This window comes from Shewanella sp. 553, assembly GCF_059338375.1.
In genome coordinates, this window is the sequence record NZ_CM181701.1 from 3,146,610 (window position 1) to 3,161,888 (window position 15,279).

General features: G+C 48.3%; 13 protein-coding genes. 3 read left to right on the forward strand and 10 right to left on the reverse strand.

Translation table 11 applies throughout. The annotated features are described in order from the left end of the window. Positions 1-298: 298 nt before the first annotated feature. From AC5YBZ_RS13935 to AC5YBZ_RS13945, 3 genes are all read right to left on the reverse strand, one after another. On the reverse strand, positions 299-1,705 hold the full coding sequence (locus AC5YBZ_RS13935; protein WP_494521009.1) for a hypothetical protein: 1,407 nt from the start codon (positions 1,703-1,705) through the stop codon (positions 299-301). A 66-nt stretch (positions 1,706-1,771) separates the two neighbouring features. Next, on the reverse strand, positions 1,772-2,290 hold the full coding sequence (locus AC5YBZ_RS13940; RefSeq protein WP_494521008.1) for a hypothetical protein: 519 nt from the start codon (positions 2,288-2,290) through the stop codon (positions 1,772-1,774). Next, positions 2,283-3,080: a winged helix-turn-helix domain-containing protein gene (locus tag AC5YBZ_RS13945; protein WP_494521007.1), complete on the reverse strand. Its 798-nt coding sequence runs from the start codon at positions 3,078-3,080 to the stop codon at positions 2,283-2,285. Before AC5YBZ_RS13945 ends, AC5YBZ_RS13940 begins: the two co-directional genes overlap by 8 nt. Positions 3,081-3,749: 669 nt before the next feature. Here AC5YBZ_RS13945 and AC5YBZ_RS13950 point away from each other — a divergent pair. Both AC5YBZ_RS13950 and AC5YBZ_RS13955 read left to right on the forward strand, forming a co-directional pair. After that, positions 3,750-4,571 (forward strand): cytochrome c3 family protein, encoded by an 822-nt coding sequence (locus AC5YBZ_RS13950; RefSeq protein WP_494521006.1) that lies wholly within the window; start codon positions 3,750-3,752, stop codon positions 4,569-4,571. An 11-nt stretch (positions 4,572-4,582) separates the two neighbouring features. Next, positions 4,583-5,113: a hypothetical protein gene (locus AC5YBZ_RS13955; RefSeq protein ID WP_494543065.1), complete on the forward strand. Its 531-nt coding sequence runs from the start codon at positions 4,583-4,585 to the stop codon at positions 5,111-5,113. 342 nt (positions 5,114-5,455) lie between these two features. On the opposite strand, the gene AC5YBZ_RS13960 is transcribed toward AC5YBZ_RS13955, so the two are convergent. The 6 genes from AC5YBZ_RS13960 to tkt all read right to left on the reverse strand — a co-directional run bounded on the left by AC5YBZ_RS13960 (position 5,456) and on the right by tkt (position 12,823). Beyond that, positions 5,456-5,899: a winged helix-turn-helix domain-containing protein gene (locus AC5YBZ_RS13960; protein WP_494521004.1), complete on the reverse strand. Its 444-nt coding sequence runs from the start codon at positions 5,897-5,899 to the stop codon at positions 5,456-5,458. A gap of 276 nt (positions 5,900-6,175) precedes the next feature. Then, positions 6,176-6,931, reverse strand: a complete 756-nt coding sequence (locus tag AC5YBZ_RS13965) for a DUF481 domain-containing protein (protein WP_494521003.1) — start codon at positions 6,929-6,931, stop codon at positions 6,176-6,178. A 196-nt stretch (positions 6,932-7,127) separates the two neighbouring features. Further along, the gene (gene fba, locus AC5YBZ_RS13970) at positions 7,128-8,192 is read right to left on the reverse strand and encodes a class II fructose-bisphosphate aldolase (protein ID WP_494521002.1); all 1,065 of its coding nucleotides are present in this window, start codon (positions 8,190-8,192) and stop codon (positions 7,128-7,130) included. Positions 8,193-8,371: 179 nt separating this feature from the next. Then, a complete protein-coding gene (locus AC5YBZ_RS13975) occupies positions 8,372-9,547 on the reverse strand; it encodes a phosphoglycerate kinase (RefSeq protein ID WP_494543066.1) in 1,176 nt (391 codons plus the stop codon). A 124-nt stretch (positions 9,548-9,671) separates the two neighbouring features. Further along, the gene (gene epd, locus AC5YBZ_RS13980) at positions 9,672-10,691 is read right to left on the reverse strand and encodes an erythrose-4-phosphate dehydrogenase (protein WP_494521000.1); all 1,020 of its coding nucleotides are present in this window, start codon (positions 10,689-10,691) and stop codon (positions 9,672-9,674) included. Between the two features lie 137 nt (positions 10,692-10,828). Beyond that, positions 10,829-12,823, reverse strand: coding sequence for a transketolase (gene tkt, locus AC5YBZ_RS13985; protein ID WP_494523873.1), 1,995 nt, complete (start codon positions 12,821-12,823; stop codon positions 10,829-10,831). A 528-nt stretch (positions 12,824-13,351) separates the two neighbouring features. Between tkt and metK the strand changes: the two genes are divergently transcribed. Further along, positions 13,352-14,506, forward strand: coding sequence for a methionine adenosyltransferase (metK, locus tag AC5YBZ_RS13990; RefSeq protein ID WP_475514758.1), 1,155 nt, complete (start codon positions 13,352-13,354; stop codon positions 14,504-14,506). A 99-nt stretch (positions 14,507-14,605) separates the two neighbouring features. Here the strand turns inward: metK and AC5YBZ_RS13995 are convergent, their stop codons facing one another. Further along, positions 14,606-15,238 (reverse strand): flavin reductase family protein, encoded by a 633-nt coding sequence (locus tag AC5YBZ_RS13995; protein WP_494520998.1) that lies wholly within the window; start codon positions 15,236-15,238, stop codon positions 14,606-14,608. Between the last annotated feature and the right edge of the window lie 41 nt (positions 15,239-15,279).

Sequence of the window (15,279 nt, forward strand, 5' to 3'; positions counted from 1 at the left end):
TATCCCTATACGCTCCGCGGCGGCATCCATGCCTCTCGTTCGTAAGCATAAAGCTGGGCTTCACTCACCGTGTCACAGAAGCACCTGTACGAAAGGCCTGCGGCAGGCAATTGATACACCATGCTGTCATGGTTCAAAATACCCCCCTCTAAACACCTAAAACGGGTAGAAGCGATGCTTCACTCACCGAGTCGAGGAAGCACCTGCACAGGCAATGGATAACAGTGAAGACACGAGCTTCAAACACAGATAATTGATACTCCATCAAGCACAGCTTCGCTGCCAGCGAAGTGCCACCTTAGTCTTCGCTGTCTTGCTCCCCACCTATTGGCGTCATGCCATCGGGTAACTGGCTTTCGGTCACCTCGACTATGGTCGAACGGTTCATGGTAATCTTATAACGCGCATATTGCGGCGGATTACGTCCTTCTCGCAACCTTAAAATAAGGTTGACTTGGTAGCGCCGCTCAACAGAGTCATAACTGACTTGGCCAGCAGATTCTTTATAAATTTTGGCTCTGCCGCGCTCCAAATAACGCGCAAACGGCACCAAACTAAAGTTTACTTGCTCTTGAATGGTCGAGTAACCGGCTAAAAAGTCTTTCTGGGCGATGCGTGAGTATATACCGTAGTGCAAGATCTCCGAATCGACCTTATTTTGGCTATGACGGCGCTTTAATATCTCTTCAATCTGTTCAGGCAAGTCTTTGTACTTAATAAAATCTAGCCAGACTAACTGACGCCCAATGACCGCTTGCGTGGTGGTATCACGCAGAATGCGGCTCCAACGCGGCCGCCCCTTTTGGATAACCCGCCATAAGGCATTGCGAATATCTTCTTTAAAAATTTCACGAAAGCCATAGATCACCGCCAAGGTTAACACCAGTGACAGGGTCAGGCCGTTAAACACACCTTGGGCTTTAATAATCAAGGCCGACACGACCAGCATCACCCCACCGGTGGCTACGCCGGTGGTGAGTTTCTTTAAGCCCACACCTAAGGTTTTAAGCTCCTCTTTGAGCACGACCCCTTGTTGGATCAAACGTCTTAATAACAACATCTTATTTGAGATGCGGTTAGGATCGTCTTTGGTTTGCGCAGAATTATACTTTTTAACTTCACGATAGGTCCGCTCATTACGACACAGCGACAACACCTCTTCAGTCAATTCATTGTAATCACTGCTGCGCGGCGCATGGGAGATCAGTTGTAATAGGCGCTGTTCACAAAACCACGACAGGTAATTATCGGAGTTTTCGAAATAATGTTTCCATTTAGGGTCGCTCGGTTCATTACGGCGAAACTTCTTCAGTAGCTGGGCGACAATGTCACTGAGCTCATGCAGTGAGGTGTAAAATTGCTCAACATCTTCCACCTGGGCCAACTCTTTACTGTCGGTCTCAATCGCCACCGCAAACTGGTAAGCAAACAGGTTTAAATAGAGCCTAAACTCTTCGACGGTGCGCTTATTTTGACTAATAAAGCGCCCTTGCACTAAAGGCAGATGTAGACCTGAGGAGTAATAGGAGCGGCGCCCAGCGATGGCCGAGTAATAATATTCTTCTGCATCGAGGCTTTGAGAGTTAATTCCCATCTCTTTGGGTAAAAAGAAATAAAGGTCTAACCGCCTTTGATCACCCACTTTCATCTGGTGGGTAAACTTTATCGACAGTGACTCTTCCTGCTTAACATAAACCTTAGACACACGACCTCAAAATAATAAAATATATCATAAACTTATAGGTTGTTATTTAGTATAACCCAAGATGTGTCAATGAACTAAGCGACAACCACATACGGTATTGCTGGGCTGAAACAACACTACAGCGTAATCACGATGGGGGTCTAAGTCTAATGATTCAATAGACAGATTATGCATACCTTGACTGTCTAAATTAAACGAACTGACATAGGAAAGATACTGCATATGTTGCGGACGACTGTCGGGGCGTTCATCTAGGCTTTCTTCTTTGGTGTAGACCGAAAAATCAAACCGATTGGCCGCTTCATCATAGTCGTTAAGTTGTCCCTGCATACGAATGGTGCCAGCCGAGGTCCCGTCTAAATTAAAATAACGATAATTAATCTGCGCCTGCTGCGCTTTGGCCATAATGTCGACCAACAAGTAATGACGTCCACCGCCTAAGGGGTCGCGACTATCATACAGCTCAGAGCTGCAACTGAGCATAATACTTTTTGCCGGATACAGATAACGGTAACTAATGGTGGCACTTGTCGCGAGCAGCAGCAAGATAGTGAGATTAATGGCCCAGAGTAGTTTTCTATTCACACAAAGATACCTCTGCCAGCCAAGCCTCGGAAAGAAATGCTTTGCGCTGCCTAAAGTCAGTTAGTTTAAGGTTACGTACCACAGACTGGCCCAGCTTTTCGCCGCTTAGGGTGATATTAAATACTTGCTTATCATGTGATAAGGATAAAAAGACTTTGCGCCAAGGGGAGGATTCACACTGTTTAATTTCTGCCGCTAAGCGCTCGGTTAAGGCGATAAGCGAAGTGTTGTTGGTCTTAGAGGTGGCAAAACTGCTTAGGGTGACTTGCTGGCCAGACTCCAGCGCCACCGTTTGCTGGGCAAAGGGGGCCGTTGTTTGCGTCTCAAGGTTGGCCTCACTTAGCCACTGCCCCACGACAAATACCATGCAGAGTGTGACAGCTAATGCGACAATTAATGCGACAATCATGTTAGCTAACGCCCTAATATCTAAGCGTTGTAACCTTTCTCTAGGGTGATGAATCCACGCCTTTACTTCCTGCTGTTGCGCCAGTGACGATGCAAGCTTCAATCGATAACCTTTGCCTTTAACGGTTTCAATCAAATGTTCATCGACCGGCCCCAAAAAAGAGCGCAGCATAAAGATAGCACGGGTCACCGACGAGTCGCTCAGCGGCGGGTGCTCAGCATCGGCGGCGCCCAGTATCTGCTTAGGCACCACTTGATCCTGATGTTCTGCCAAAATGCGCAGCACTTGCCATTCAGCCCGAGGCAATTGCCACTGTTCTTGCGTGCCTTGATGGGTCAATAGCCCTTTTTGAGCATCAAACAGGCAGTCACCTAGTTGCATTAATCACTTTATCCTTCACTTTGCCTTACCTCACACTTTGTATATAGAAAAAGAGTATCGATAACGCAGCCATGCACTCGTTGCGCACTTAATTGACTGGGTCATTGGTCTGCACCACCTATCCGTGCTCATCATTGATGCTGAGCAAATGTTAATACAGGCGATAAGCCAACAAAGCGTAATAAGTTAATAGGCCTATAGCATAAGCAATGCGATTCATTATTTCTGTGATCGCCATTATCTCGTTGCAATCTATATGGAAGTCATCGCCAAATCGAGAGGTTCACTTGTTGTTACGCGAAGCCTGTCACACTATTCAGCCCATAAATACCGAGCCCCCCGCTAGCTTCAATCAGCACAAATTAACATGAATACAACAAATAAGACGTTACAGCTCACATCTTAATCTTTACCCCTAATCGATCCAGGCATCCATTAAGAATAAAACCGATTAAGACTGCCCACCCAATGTCACATTGCGGCCTAGTAGGCCTGTCTTTTTGCCGCAGCTATCTTCATCCATCAGCCGTCACACTATTTACAAGATTCTCGCGCCAAACTGGCTTCAAGTTCGGCGGGATAGATAACACTTCCCCTCAACAATCATTGCAGTAACAACCCACTATTTTATTAATAACGAACGAATGCTATCTCAATGAGGATATTTTTATGACCATTAATAGACGCCAAGCACTGACCAAAATTATTGGTATTAGCACCGCCGCAGCCGGAGCGACCCTAATGGGCACTTCCGCTTTTGCCGCTACAGATGACCAAGGTAATTTTCATTTAGCCTTAGGGGATAAACTCAAGTATGTGCCACTCGATGCTATGGCAACCGCTAAGCTTGCTTATGAAACTCCCGGTGGCTGTATGCATCAGGTGTTCCACGCCATGGTAGCTATGCTCGCGCAATCATCTAGTGCTGATGCGGCCAAATTTGCCACTATCCCAACAGCATTAGCGGCCTATGGCGGAGCGGGGATAAGCGGTCAAGGCACAGTCTGTGGTAACAACAATGCTACGGGGATGCTAGTTAACATCCTTGATGATATTAACGGCCAAAATTCCGCAGTGATCGGCGCCTCTTTTCGCTACTATGAAACCCAAGAGCTTCCATATTCTAGCGATGAGTTCGTTGCAGGTATCGGCTCAACAGCAGAAAAAACCGCGCTAGTAGGTAAATCATCAATAGCCAACAGTATTCTGTGTCACTCTTCTATCAGTAACTGGTCTAAAGCTTCTGGCTTTACCTTTAGCCAAAAAAGCGAGCGTTGCAAGCGCCTATCTGCCTCTGTCGCTTATCACTTAGTTGAGCTACTCAACCGCGCTTATGCGGGAGAAGACTTGTCTGCACTGCCAGAGTCTAAGCCATCGAGCGAGGCTCAAGCCTGTCAAAGCTGTCATGGCGTAACCGACACTATGGGCAGTGCTGCCAGTGTTAAAACCGATATGGAGTGCACCACTTGCCATACCGGTCACTTTAATTAAGGGAGGCTGATATGAATGATAAATTAGTAACTGGCCTACTGGCGACACTGTTACTGTGCGGCGGTTGCGGCAGTGATAATGCTGATACCATCGAGCCACCAGTTGAGGTGCTGCCTCCAGTAGCGGACGGTATCGATATAAATGAAGCCGCAGCGATTAACCTCACATTGGCGCAGTTCGATGGCGTTAGCGGGGCATTAAGCTTCACCTTGGCAGATGATGGCGAGCAAGCGATCACCAACGTCAAAGACTATCGCATTACCTATTTTGGCTTTCCTGACGATGAAACACCGTCACGTAACGCTAAAGCATGGAAACGCTGGCATGTCACCCAAGCCTTTGCCTGTGATAGTGCTGCGGCGCAATGTGATGGTGTATTAGTCGAGTCAGACAAGGGCCACTACAGCTTCGAAGCCATCGGGCTCAATTGGGATGAAAATAGTGCACCCGGTGCGGTACAACGCTATCAAGTAGCCATTGAAATTAACGGCGCGCTTGCCAGTAACGAGCTAATCTTACACTCAGCCATACCCGCCTCATAATATCTTCACCTTACGGGCATAGACCACACGGACTATGCCCGTTTATCTGCCATATTGGTCAGCATCCCCTCCCCATACATCAGCGACTTTATGCTAATACTAAAATCTAAGCGTTAAGTTAAATTTTGTGCGATACGCTCAGCAGGGTATGGCGGCGCTAACATGGGCTATCGATTCTTAGGGATAGTTCGCCTTAACAAGGCGTTGATGGTTTAGCAGCGATAAAGTGAGACGGCTATAGTGGCGTAGCATCACGACTAAAAGAGCGAACATCATTAAGCGAACCGAGCCGCAGCGGGCCATTTTTCACTTAGACACTCACCTAGACACTCATCTAGACAATCATCGGGTCGGCCAGGGGGGAAACACACTCGAAGCGGGCTCAAATAATGAGTAAATCAGTAATAGCAACAACACAATCTGGGCGATCAAAATCGAATACTGTTTCAGCGACATACTCTTACCCGGACGCAAGGCCCAAAAACGCGCCGCACGCGTCGATTTGCTGTGCAGAATATACCCTTGCCCATCAACGGCTTCAATAAACAGCGCCGACTTACCTAAAAAGAAGCGCACACGTTTAATTGCCGCCTCAAGGCTGGCGAGCGAGCGAGCCTGCTCTGGCAGGCACGCTAACAGCTGCTCGTTTGATAGCACTTTATCTCGATGCTGCACCAATAAGTTAAGCACAGCGAACTCAGCTGGCGGCATACTCCAACTGGTATCATTATCTTGATTTGACAGCTGTGCTTGAGCAATATCAAACCAGCAGTGACCGATTTGCATAAGCGTTCTCACATCAAAAACTATGAGTAATTGTACTCACAACCCTGGCTGACTGCTGTGATAATGCGGCTATCAGCGAAAGCAATGTTGATTTCCGTGATAACGGACACAAAACGGCTTTTGTTGATGGAGAAAATGACTCAACACCCGGCGCAAAAATGAAAAAAAGCGCCCTATGGGCGCTTTTATGTCCGAAAGTTCAATGCATTACCATGGCAAGCAAAGCAGCAAGTTTAATCGCGTGCATCAAACGCTGTCTATGGCGTGAGTACTGGTTTAGAAAGAATACAGCAAGGTCATATTGGTTTCGGTGTCGGTACTCTTTTTATCATCCAAGGGTTCGCTGTTATAACGTACGACCACGGCAAATTTCATCGCCAGAGCGCCAGCAATATTGGCAGTAATAGAGGTTTCAGAGCGGCCTTCTAAGCTCTCACCGTAATCGGCGGTAAACAACTGCTTAAAGGTAGCGCTGTCTGAAACTTCTGTCTCAAAATTCATCACGCCGTGAGCAACCCAGCTTTTCTCGCTGTCATAACCCGCGGCTAAGCGGCTCTCCTCATCTAGGCGCTTGTACTGGTAACCAGGACCCACTTCGATAGCAAACAAGGTCTTAGGGGTGTCGATAAACTTATGACCATAACCGACAGAAACGGTTGATTTAGAATCGAAACCAGTAAAAGGGTCAATCTCGTGATTGGCATTGGCAAACATATAATTGACGTCATCAAACTTATAGTTGCCCTGCACTAAACCGTAGTAACGCTTACCCGTCTCTTCACCGGTATCTTCTTTATACAGCGCCTCAAGTAGGTATTGGTTCTCCCAATTACCCAGCTCATGTTTCATGTCTAAACGCCCTTTTAGAGACGTGGTTTCGGTATTACCTGTGGTCACCGTGGCTCCTAGCTCGGCATCGGCCGCAAAGGTTTTATCACCCTTAACAAAATCAGCGCCGGCATGGGCGGCAAAGGGTGTTGCTAGCAAAATTGCAGTCGTTGTCAGCAGTTTGTTAATTGTCACGTTACCCATTTTCACGTTACCTATGTTGTCGAAGTCCCTTAAAATTGGCGCAATCTTAACATTCACCATACAAAAATGAAAATGCAGCTTGCATCAGCTCATTTATCGACTAGCAGATGGCTAGCATTGCTTGACTTGTGGTGGGGACGTTATTTGTAGGCATAAAAAAACCACCTTACGGTGGTTTTTTACAGGCAAACTTAACTTAGTTTACTTTTGGATCTAACTCGCCAGATTGATACGCCTTGTACATCGCTTGTAGTGATTTAGGCTTAATCTTAGACCCCATACCCGCACAGCCAAAGGCTTCATAGCGCGTAGTACAGATATCGGCCATAGCTTCCATCGACGCTTTAAGGAATTTACGCGGGTCAAATTCGCTTGGGTTTTCAGCCAAGAACTTACGTACCGCGCCTGTCGATGCCAAACGTAAATCGGTATCGATATTCACTTTACGTACGCCGTGCTTGATACCTTCAACGATCTCCTCAAGCGGTACACCGTAAGTTTCCGGAATAGCACCGCCATACTGGTTGATGATCTCAAGCCACTCTTGTGGCACTGAAGATGAACCGTGCATCACTAAGTGAGTGTTAGGAATACGCGCGTGGATCTCTTTGATGCGATCAATGCGTAGCACATCACCGGTAGGCTTACGGCTAAACTTGTAAGCACCATGGCTGGTACCAATGGCGATGGCGAGTGCATCGACATGGGTGTCACGTACAAAGCGCGCCGCTTCTTCTGGTGTGGTTAGCAGTTGGTCATGGCTAAGCACGCCTTCGGCGCCCACACCATCTTCTTCACCGGCCATGCCCGTTTCTAGGCTACCTAGACAACCAATTTCACCTTCAACCGACACACCACAAGCATGAGCAAAGGCAACGGTTTTACGGGTCACATCGACGTTATACTCATATGATGCTGGCGTCTTACCGTCGGCCATCAATGAGCCATCCATCATCACAGATGACATGCCAAGCTGAATAGAGCGCTGACAGATATCAGGATCAGTACCATGATCTTGGTGAATACACACAGGGATATCTGGGTACTGCTCAAGCGCCGCTGCCATCAAGTACTTAAGGAACTGAGGACGGGCGTACTTACGCGCACCTGCCGATGCCTGTACGATCACAGGGCTGTCGGTTGCTTCAGCGGCCTGCATAATGGCACGCATCTGCTCAAGGTTGTTAACGTTAAACGCAGGCACACCATAGTTATGTTCAGCGGCATGGTCTAACAGTTGACGTAGGGAAATTAAGGCCATTTTTTTACTCCAATAATAGGGTGTAAGTTAACGTGTTAATTAACCATTAACTTAGTCACCGAGGTCACTATCGTTTGGACAGATTTTTATACTAACGATGGCAGCCACATCCTGCAGCTGCACATCGTCAGCGGTTTTTTTTATAATATGAATGATTCGTGTTACTTATTCTGTAACCCTTATTCGCCGCGGCTCTCTAACATCGCCACAGCAGGCAGCTCTTTACCTTCGAGAAACTCTAAGAAGGCGCCGCCACCGGTTGAGATATAAGATACTTTATCGGCAATACCGTACTTGTCGACCGCAGCAAGCGTGTCACCACCGCCCGCAATAGAGAAAGCAGATGACTCGGCAATCGCCTGTGCAATTCGCTTAGTGCCTTCGCCAAATTGGTCAAATTCAAATACGCCTACCGGGCCATTCCAGACGATGGTACCGGCATTTTTTAGGATCTCAGCTAGGGCTTCGGCGCTGTCGGGGCCGATATCAAAGATCATGTCATCACTGGTGACCGCATCCACCGCTTTGAGTGTGGCCGTCGCTGTTGGGCTAAACTCGCTAGCCACCACCACATCCGTGGGCACAGGGATATCAGCGCCGCGACTTTGTGCATTAGCAACAAGGCGCTTGGCTTCATCGATAAGGTCCGCCTCATACAGTGACTTGCCCACTTCATGACCGGCCGCTGCGATAAAGGTATTGGCAATACCGCCACCTACCACTAACTGATCAACTATGCCTGATAGGCTTTCAAGCACTGTCAGCTTGGTTGACACTTTAGAGCCACCGACAATCGCTACCAATGGGCGCGCAGGGTTGTCCATCGCCTTACCTAATGCTTCTAACTCTCCTGCTAATAGCGGACCTGCGCAGGCAATAGGCGCATAAAGACCGACACCATGGGTAGACGCTTGGGCGCGATGAGCTGTGCCAAAAGCATCCATCACATAGACGTCACACAGGGCGGCAAGCTTTTTAGATAGTGCTTCATCATTTTTCTTTTCGCCAAGGTTAAAGCGCACGTTTTCAAAAACGACCACTTCACCCACGTTAGCTTCGACACCGTCAAGGTAGTCGGTCGCTAGGCGCACAGGGCAATCGAGTGCTTTAGCAAGGTAATCGACCACAGGCTGCAGAGAGAACTCGCTGTTGTACTCGCCTTCTGTTGGGCGCCCTAGGTGAGACATCACCATGACCGCCGCACCTTTTGCTAATGCCAACTTGATGGTTGGCAGTGAAGCACGCAAACGCGCATCACTGGTCACCACGCCATTACTGACCGGAACATTTAAATCTTCACGGATCAGCACGCGCTTCCCTTGCAGATCCAACGCTGACATATTGATAATCGTCATTTTACGTTTCCTTAAGTTCAAAAGTTAAAAGATAAAAGTTAATACAAAACCGGTTCATGCTGTGGCTAATTAGGGACGTTCCACCTAGATTAACACTCAGCGGCTAAGCCTACTGTAGGCTTATTTACTGCGCCCTTACGGCGTTAATCATCTCTAAACTGGTGTCGAGCATACGGTTGGCAAAACCCCACTCATTATCACACCACAATAATAGTTTGACTAAATGGCCATCACTCACCCGAGTTTGGGTGCCATCGACAATCGATGAGCGCGGATCATGGTTAAAATCACATGACACCAATGGCGCATTAGTATAGCCCACCACTCCTTGATAGGAGCCATTAGCCGCTTGTGCCAGCACTTGGTTAACTGTGTCGATATCGACGCGCTTGTCTATGGTCACCGATAAATCGATGGCGGTGACATTGATAGTGGGCACGCGCACCGATATGGCCTCAAATTTATCTTTCATTTGTGGCAAGATGCGCTCGATACCCCGTGCCAGTTTAGTATCGACCGGAATGATCGACTGCCCCGCCGCGCGGGTTCGTCTTAAGTCGTCGTGATAGGCGTCGATCACCTGCTGATCGTTCATCGCCGAATGGATAGTGGTTATCGCGCCACTCTTAACCTTAAAGGCTCTATCGAGCACCTCAATAATGGGCACTAGGCAGTTGGTGGTACAAGACGCATTAGAGATGATGGAGTGATGGGCCTGTAGCGTATCGTGGTTAACCCCATAAACTATGGTGGCATCGACATCACTCGATGATGGATGGCTAATCAGCACTTGTTTGGCCCCTGCTTGCAGGTGCGCCTCACAGGCTTGCCTATCGATTAAGGCACCAGTGGCCTCATACACGATATCGATATCCAGCTCAGCCCAAGGCAATTGGCTGGCATCGCGTTGATGCAATAACTGAATACGGTCATCACCCACCGTCATAATATTATCGACCAATGACGTCGGGGTTTGAAAGCGACCATGAGTGGTATCGTATTGGGTTAAGTGAAGCATGGCTTCAGGTTTAGCCAGTTCATTAATGGCGACAATTTGAATGCGGTCGCGCTTGCCCGACTCGTACAGGGCACGAAGAATTGAACGACCAATACGGCCATATCCATTGATAGCAACTTTGATCATTAAGCGCCTTGACTCCTCACTCTATCCCTGCTCGCATACTGTTGATGCGACAACGGCTTACCTGATATCAACACCAGATAAGCCGTCCCATCTGGCGTGAGCCACTAAGCTGCTCACGCCTCGACTCACACTAACGCTTAAAACAAGTCGTTAACGGTCGCCACTACGTTATCAACGGTGAAGCCGAAGTATTTCATGAGTTCGCCGCCTGGCGCTGACTCACCGAAGGTGGTCATGCCCACGACTGCGCCGTCGAAACCAACATACTTATGCCAGAAATCAACGTGAGCCGCTTCGATAGCAACACGCTTAGTTACAGCGCGTGGCAATACCGACTCTTTGTAGGCCGCATCTTGTGCATCAAACGCATTGGTCGATGGCATAGAAACCACACGAACCTGCTTACCTTGCTCAGTTAATGCAGCGGCAGAGTCCAGTGCCAATTGCACTTCGCTACCTGTAGCAATCAAAATGACATCAGGTGTACCAGCACAATCACGCAGTACATAACCACCTTTCACCACGTTAGCCAACTGCTCATCGGTACGGGCTTGAGCGGGTAGGTTTTGACGGCTAAAGATAAGCGATGTTGGTGCATCACGGCGCTCGATAGCATTCTTCCATGAGACTGCCGTTTCGGCCGCATCACATGGACGCCATACCATCATGTTAGGAGTCATGCGCAGGTTAGCGAGTTGCTCAACAGGTTGGTGAGTTGGGCCATCTTCACCTTGGCCGATAGAGTCATGGGTGTAAACGAAGATGTTTTGAATACCCATCAGCGCCGACATACGTACCGCATTACGGGCGTATTCCATAAACATCATGAAGGTTGCGCCGTAGTTGATGAAACCACCATGCAGAGACACACCGTTCATGATGCCGCTCATACCAAATTCACGTACACCATAATAGATGTAGTTACCGGCTGCATCGTCTTGAATGCCTTTAGAACCAGACCAAAGCGTCAAGTTAGAACCGGCAAGGTCAGCTGAGCCACCAAGGAGTTCTGGCAACATAGCGCCAAAAGCACCAATGGCATTTTGTGACGCTTTACGGCTAGCAATGCCTTCGCCTTTCTCTTGGCATTCTTTAATGAAGGCTTGTGCTTTCGCTTCGAAATCGGCTGGCAATTCACCATCGATCACGCGGCGCTTATATTCGGCAGCCAATTCTGGGAACGCAGCTTCATACGCGGCCAGTTTTTCATTCCAAGCCGATTCGTTGCTGGCGCCCACGTCTTTAGCATCCCAACCCGCATAAACGTTTTCAGGGATATCGAATGGCGCGTGTTCCCAACCAAGGAACTCACGGGCAGCAGCGATTTCAGCATCGCCTAGTGGCGCGCCATGACAGTCGTGGCTGCCAGACTTGTTAGGAGAACCAAAGCCAATAACGGTTTTACAGCAGATCATGGTTGGCTTGTCAGTGACTGACTTAGCTTCTTCTATTGCGCTGCGAATCGCTTCGCTGTCATGGCCGTCCACATCGGCAATCACATGCCAGCCATAGGCTTCAAAACGCTTAGGTGTATCGTCGGTGAACCAGCCTTCAACATGACCGTCGATAGAGATACCGTTGTCATCCCAAAATGCAATCAGCTTGCCTAGACCTAAGGTGCCCGCCAATGAACAAGCTTCGTGTGAGATGCCTTCCATCAAACAACCATCACCTAAGAAACAGTAGGTAAAGTGGTCGACAATATCGTGACCTGGACGGTTAAACTGCGCCGCCAGGGTTTTTTCCGCAATCGCCATACCAACCGCGTTACTGATACCCGCGCCTAGTGGCCCTGTGGTGGTTTCAACACCTGGGGTGTATCCGTATTCTGGGTGACCAGGGGTTTTAGAGTGAAGCTGGCGGAAGTTTTGCAGTTCTTCGATGGGAAGTGCGTAACCAGTAAGGTGCAGCAGAGAGTAAATCAGCATCGAGCCATGACCGTTAGATAAGATGAAACGGTCGCGGTCAACCCAGTTTGGGTTAGTCGGGTTGTGCTTAAGGAAGTCATTCCAAAGCACTTCAGCGATATCTGCCATTCCCATTGGGGCACCTGGGTGACCTGAGTTGGCTTTTTGAACGGCATCCATACTTAACACACGGATAGCGTTTGCGAGTTCTTTACGAGATGACATGCTCTCTCCTGCTTATTATTGGGGATTTTGCGGGCAATTGTGGACGCATATTTTCCCCTACTAGGCGGTGGGACGCAAATAAAATTCGCCAAATTGCCCAGATTAACCCGATCTAAGCAGTAGAACCCGTATATGTAGGCTTAAGGAGTCGTGACCATGTGTCAACTTAAGCCCATTGCTCCATGATATTAACCTAGTAATAACACCTCACCGCCACATTGAGATCAAATGGCTAACGCCGCCTCATCACTCTTAGGGTCTTATGTGGTAATTGAGTGGCAATATGACAAAAAATCATCCCCAGAGACTCGGAGATTAAATCATCACTAAAAGATAATTAGGTGATGAATTACAATTTGTTAGCTACATTTAGGCACCCGTGTCGGTCTGGGAATGCTGCGATTTACTGCGCTTTACCCCACAATTTTTATCGAAAGGGGTGTTATCTAGCGTGATTTCCACTAAAATAGCCGTCTAGATGTAGATACTTCTACAGAATCAAATTGTTTACAGACGAGATTTTCCATTATGGCAAAGCACTTGTTTACCTCTGAGTCGGTCTCAGAAGGTCATCCAGATAAAATCGCCGATCAAATTTCTGATGCGGTACTCGACGCGATCTTAGAGCAAGATCCTAAGGCGCGCGTGGCATGTGAAACTTACGTTAAAACCGGCATGGTATTGGTAGGCGGTGAAGTGACCACCTCGGCTTGGGTTGATATCGAAGAGATCACCCGTAAGACCGTGCGTGAAATTGGCTATACCCACTCAGATATGGGCTTTGATGCCGATTCTTGTGCCGTACTTAATGCCATCGGTAAACAGTCGCCCGATATCAATCAAGGTGTTGATCGCGCCGATCCTAAAGAGCAAGGCGCTGGCGACCAAGGATTAATGTTTGGTTACGCCAACAACGAAACCGACGTATTGATGCCAGCCCCGATCACTTACTCGCATAAGTTGGTTAAGCGTCAATCGGAAGTGCGTAAAGACAATACCCTACCTTGGTTACGTCCAGATGCGAAAAGTCAGGTCACTTTTGCCTATAACAGCGATGGCAGCATTGCTGGTATCGATGCGGTAGTCCTGTCTACTCAACACTGTGACAGCGTAAGCCAGCCAGATCTGATTGAAGGCGTGATGGAAACCATCATTAAGCCTGTGCTGCCCGCTAAGTGGTTAACCAAAGATACTAAGTACTTCATCAACCCAACAGGCCGTTTTGTGATTGGTGGTCCTGTCGGCGATTGTGGTCTAACGGGTCGTAAAATTATCGTCGATACTTACGGCGGAATGGCGCGTCACGGTGGTGGGGCTTTCTCTGGTAAGGATCCATCGAAAGTTGACCGCAGTGCAGCATACGCGGCGCGTTATGTGGCCAAGAACATCGTTGCCGCTGGCCTTGCCGATCGCTGTGAGATCCAAGTGTCTTACGCTATCGGTGTCGCTGAGCCTACCTCTATCAGTGTTGAAACTTTCGGTACCGGTAAAGTGTCTGAAGAGGTGTTGATTAAGCTGGTTCGTCAGCATTTCGACCTGCGCCCATACGGCCTAACCGAAATGTTAGATTTGGCTCGCCCAATCTATCAAGCCACTGCGGCTTACGGTCACTTTGGTCGTAACGAGTTCCCTTGGGAGCGCACCGATAAAGCCGACGCCCTTCGCGCCGACGCTAAGCTATAATCGCAGCAAGCTTATAAAAAAACCGCCAATATGGCGGTTTTTTTGTGGCTGTTTTTGGTAGCAGTCTTTGTGACTGAATCTTGTCACAGCCTGCGCACATTAATCGATGATAACCGATGGTTTATCTGGCTTAGCATAGCTCAGCCGCCCCAACCGCTCGGTCGTATGATAGCAATCGAGACCCGATACGCAGACGGTATTTAAGCTTTCAATGTCAATACTGCCGTCGGGCTTAAGCGCCACATCATCGAGCCAAATATCGGTAATTCGGCCTATCACTAACAGAGTTTGGTTTAGTTCGATAGTTTGATAACTTTCTAACTTCACGGCATATTTTAATCGACTCTCGGTCACAAAGGGCGCCACCACTTGTGGTTGATGCATTGGGGTCAGCCCCACCGCGCTAAATTCACACTGACCACTGTCGTAGCGCGCCGAAGTTTGATGTGCCTGCTGCCAAATATCGCTATTCACCTGATTAATGGTGTAACTGCCGGTGGCAATAATATTGGCTAAGGTGTCTCGCTGCACTGTGTCTGGACGACTAATAAACCCCACCAGCGCGGGATCGGCGCCTAAATGAAATACTGAACTAATGATGGCCAAATTAGTGCGCCCCAAAGTGTCTTGGGTACCTATCAGGTTAGCACTTTTAAACCCCGACAAACTATTGATTAACTGCGCGCGATAACGGCGTTCTAATTGGCTTAATGAGTCATGACTAATATGCATTACAGAATATCTTCCTTGGCTATTTAGATTGGTGGTTTAGC

Bases quoted from the DNA above. Each gene is read 5' to 3' on its own strand.
- AC5YBZ_RS13945 (WP_494521007.1), bottom strand. From the start codon at position 3,080: ATGCAACTAGGTGACTGCCTGTTTGATGCTCAAAAAGGGCTATTGACC.
- AC5YBZ_RS13950 (WP_494521006.1), top strand. From the start codon at position 3,750: ATGACCATTAATAGACGCCAAGCACTGACCAAAATTATTGGTATTAGC.
- AC5YBZ_RS13955 (WP_494543065.1), top strand. From the start codon at position 4,583: ATGAATGATAAATTAGTAACTGGCCTACTGGCGACACTGTTACTGTGC.
- AC5YBZ_RS13960 (WP_494521004.1), bottom strand. From the start codon at position 5,899: ATGCAAATCGGTCACTGCTGGTTTGATATTGCTCAAGCACAGCTGTCA.
- AC5YBZ_RS13965 (WP_494521003.1), bottom strand. From the start codon at position 6,931: ATGGGTAACGTGACAATTAACAAACTGCTGACAACGACTGCAATTTTG.
- fba (WP_494521002.1), bottom strand. From the start codon at position 8,192: ATGGCCTTAATTTCCCTACGTCAACTGTTAGACCATGCCGCTGAACAT.
- AC5YBZ_RS13975 (WP_494543066.1), bottom strand. From the start codon at position 9,547: ATGACGATTATCAATATGTCAGCGTTGGATCTGCAAGGGAAGCGCGTG.
- epd (WP_494521000.1), bottom strand. From the start codon at position 10,691: ATGATCAAAGTTGCTATCAATGGATATGGCCGTATTGGTCGTTCAATT.
- tkt (WP_494523873.1), bottom strand. From the start codon at position 12,823: ATGTCATCTCGTAAAGAACTCGCAAACGCTATCCGTGTGTTAAGTATG.
- metK (WP_475514758.1), top strand. From the start codon at position 13,352: ATGGCAAAGCACTTGTTTACCTCTGAGTCGGTCTCAGAAGGTCATCCA.
- AC5YBZ_RS13995 (WP_494520998.1), bottom strand. From the start codon at position 15,238: ATGCATATTAGTCATGACTCATTAAGCCAATTAGAACGCCGTTATCGC.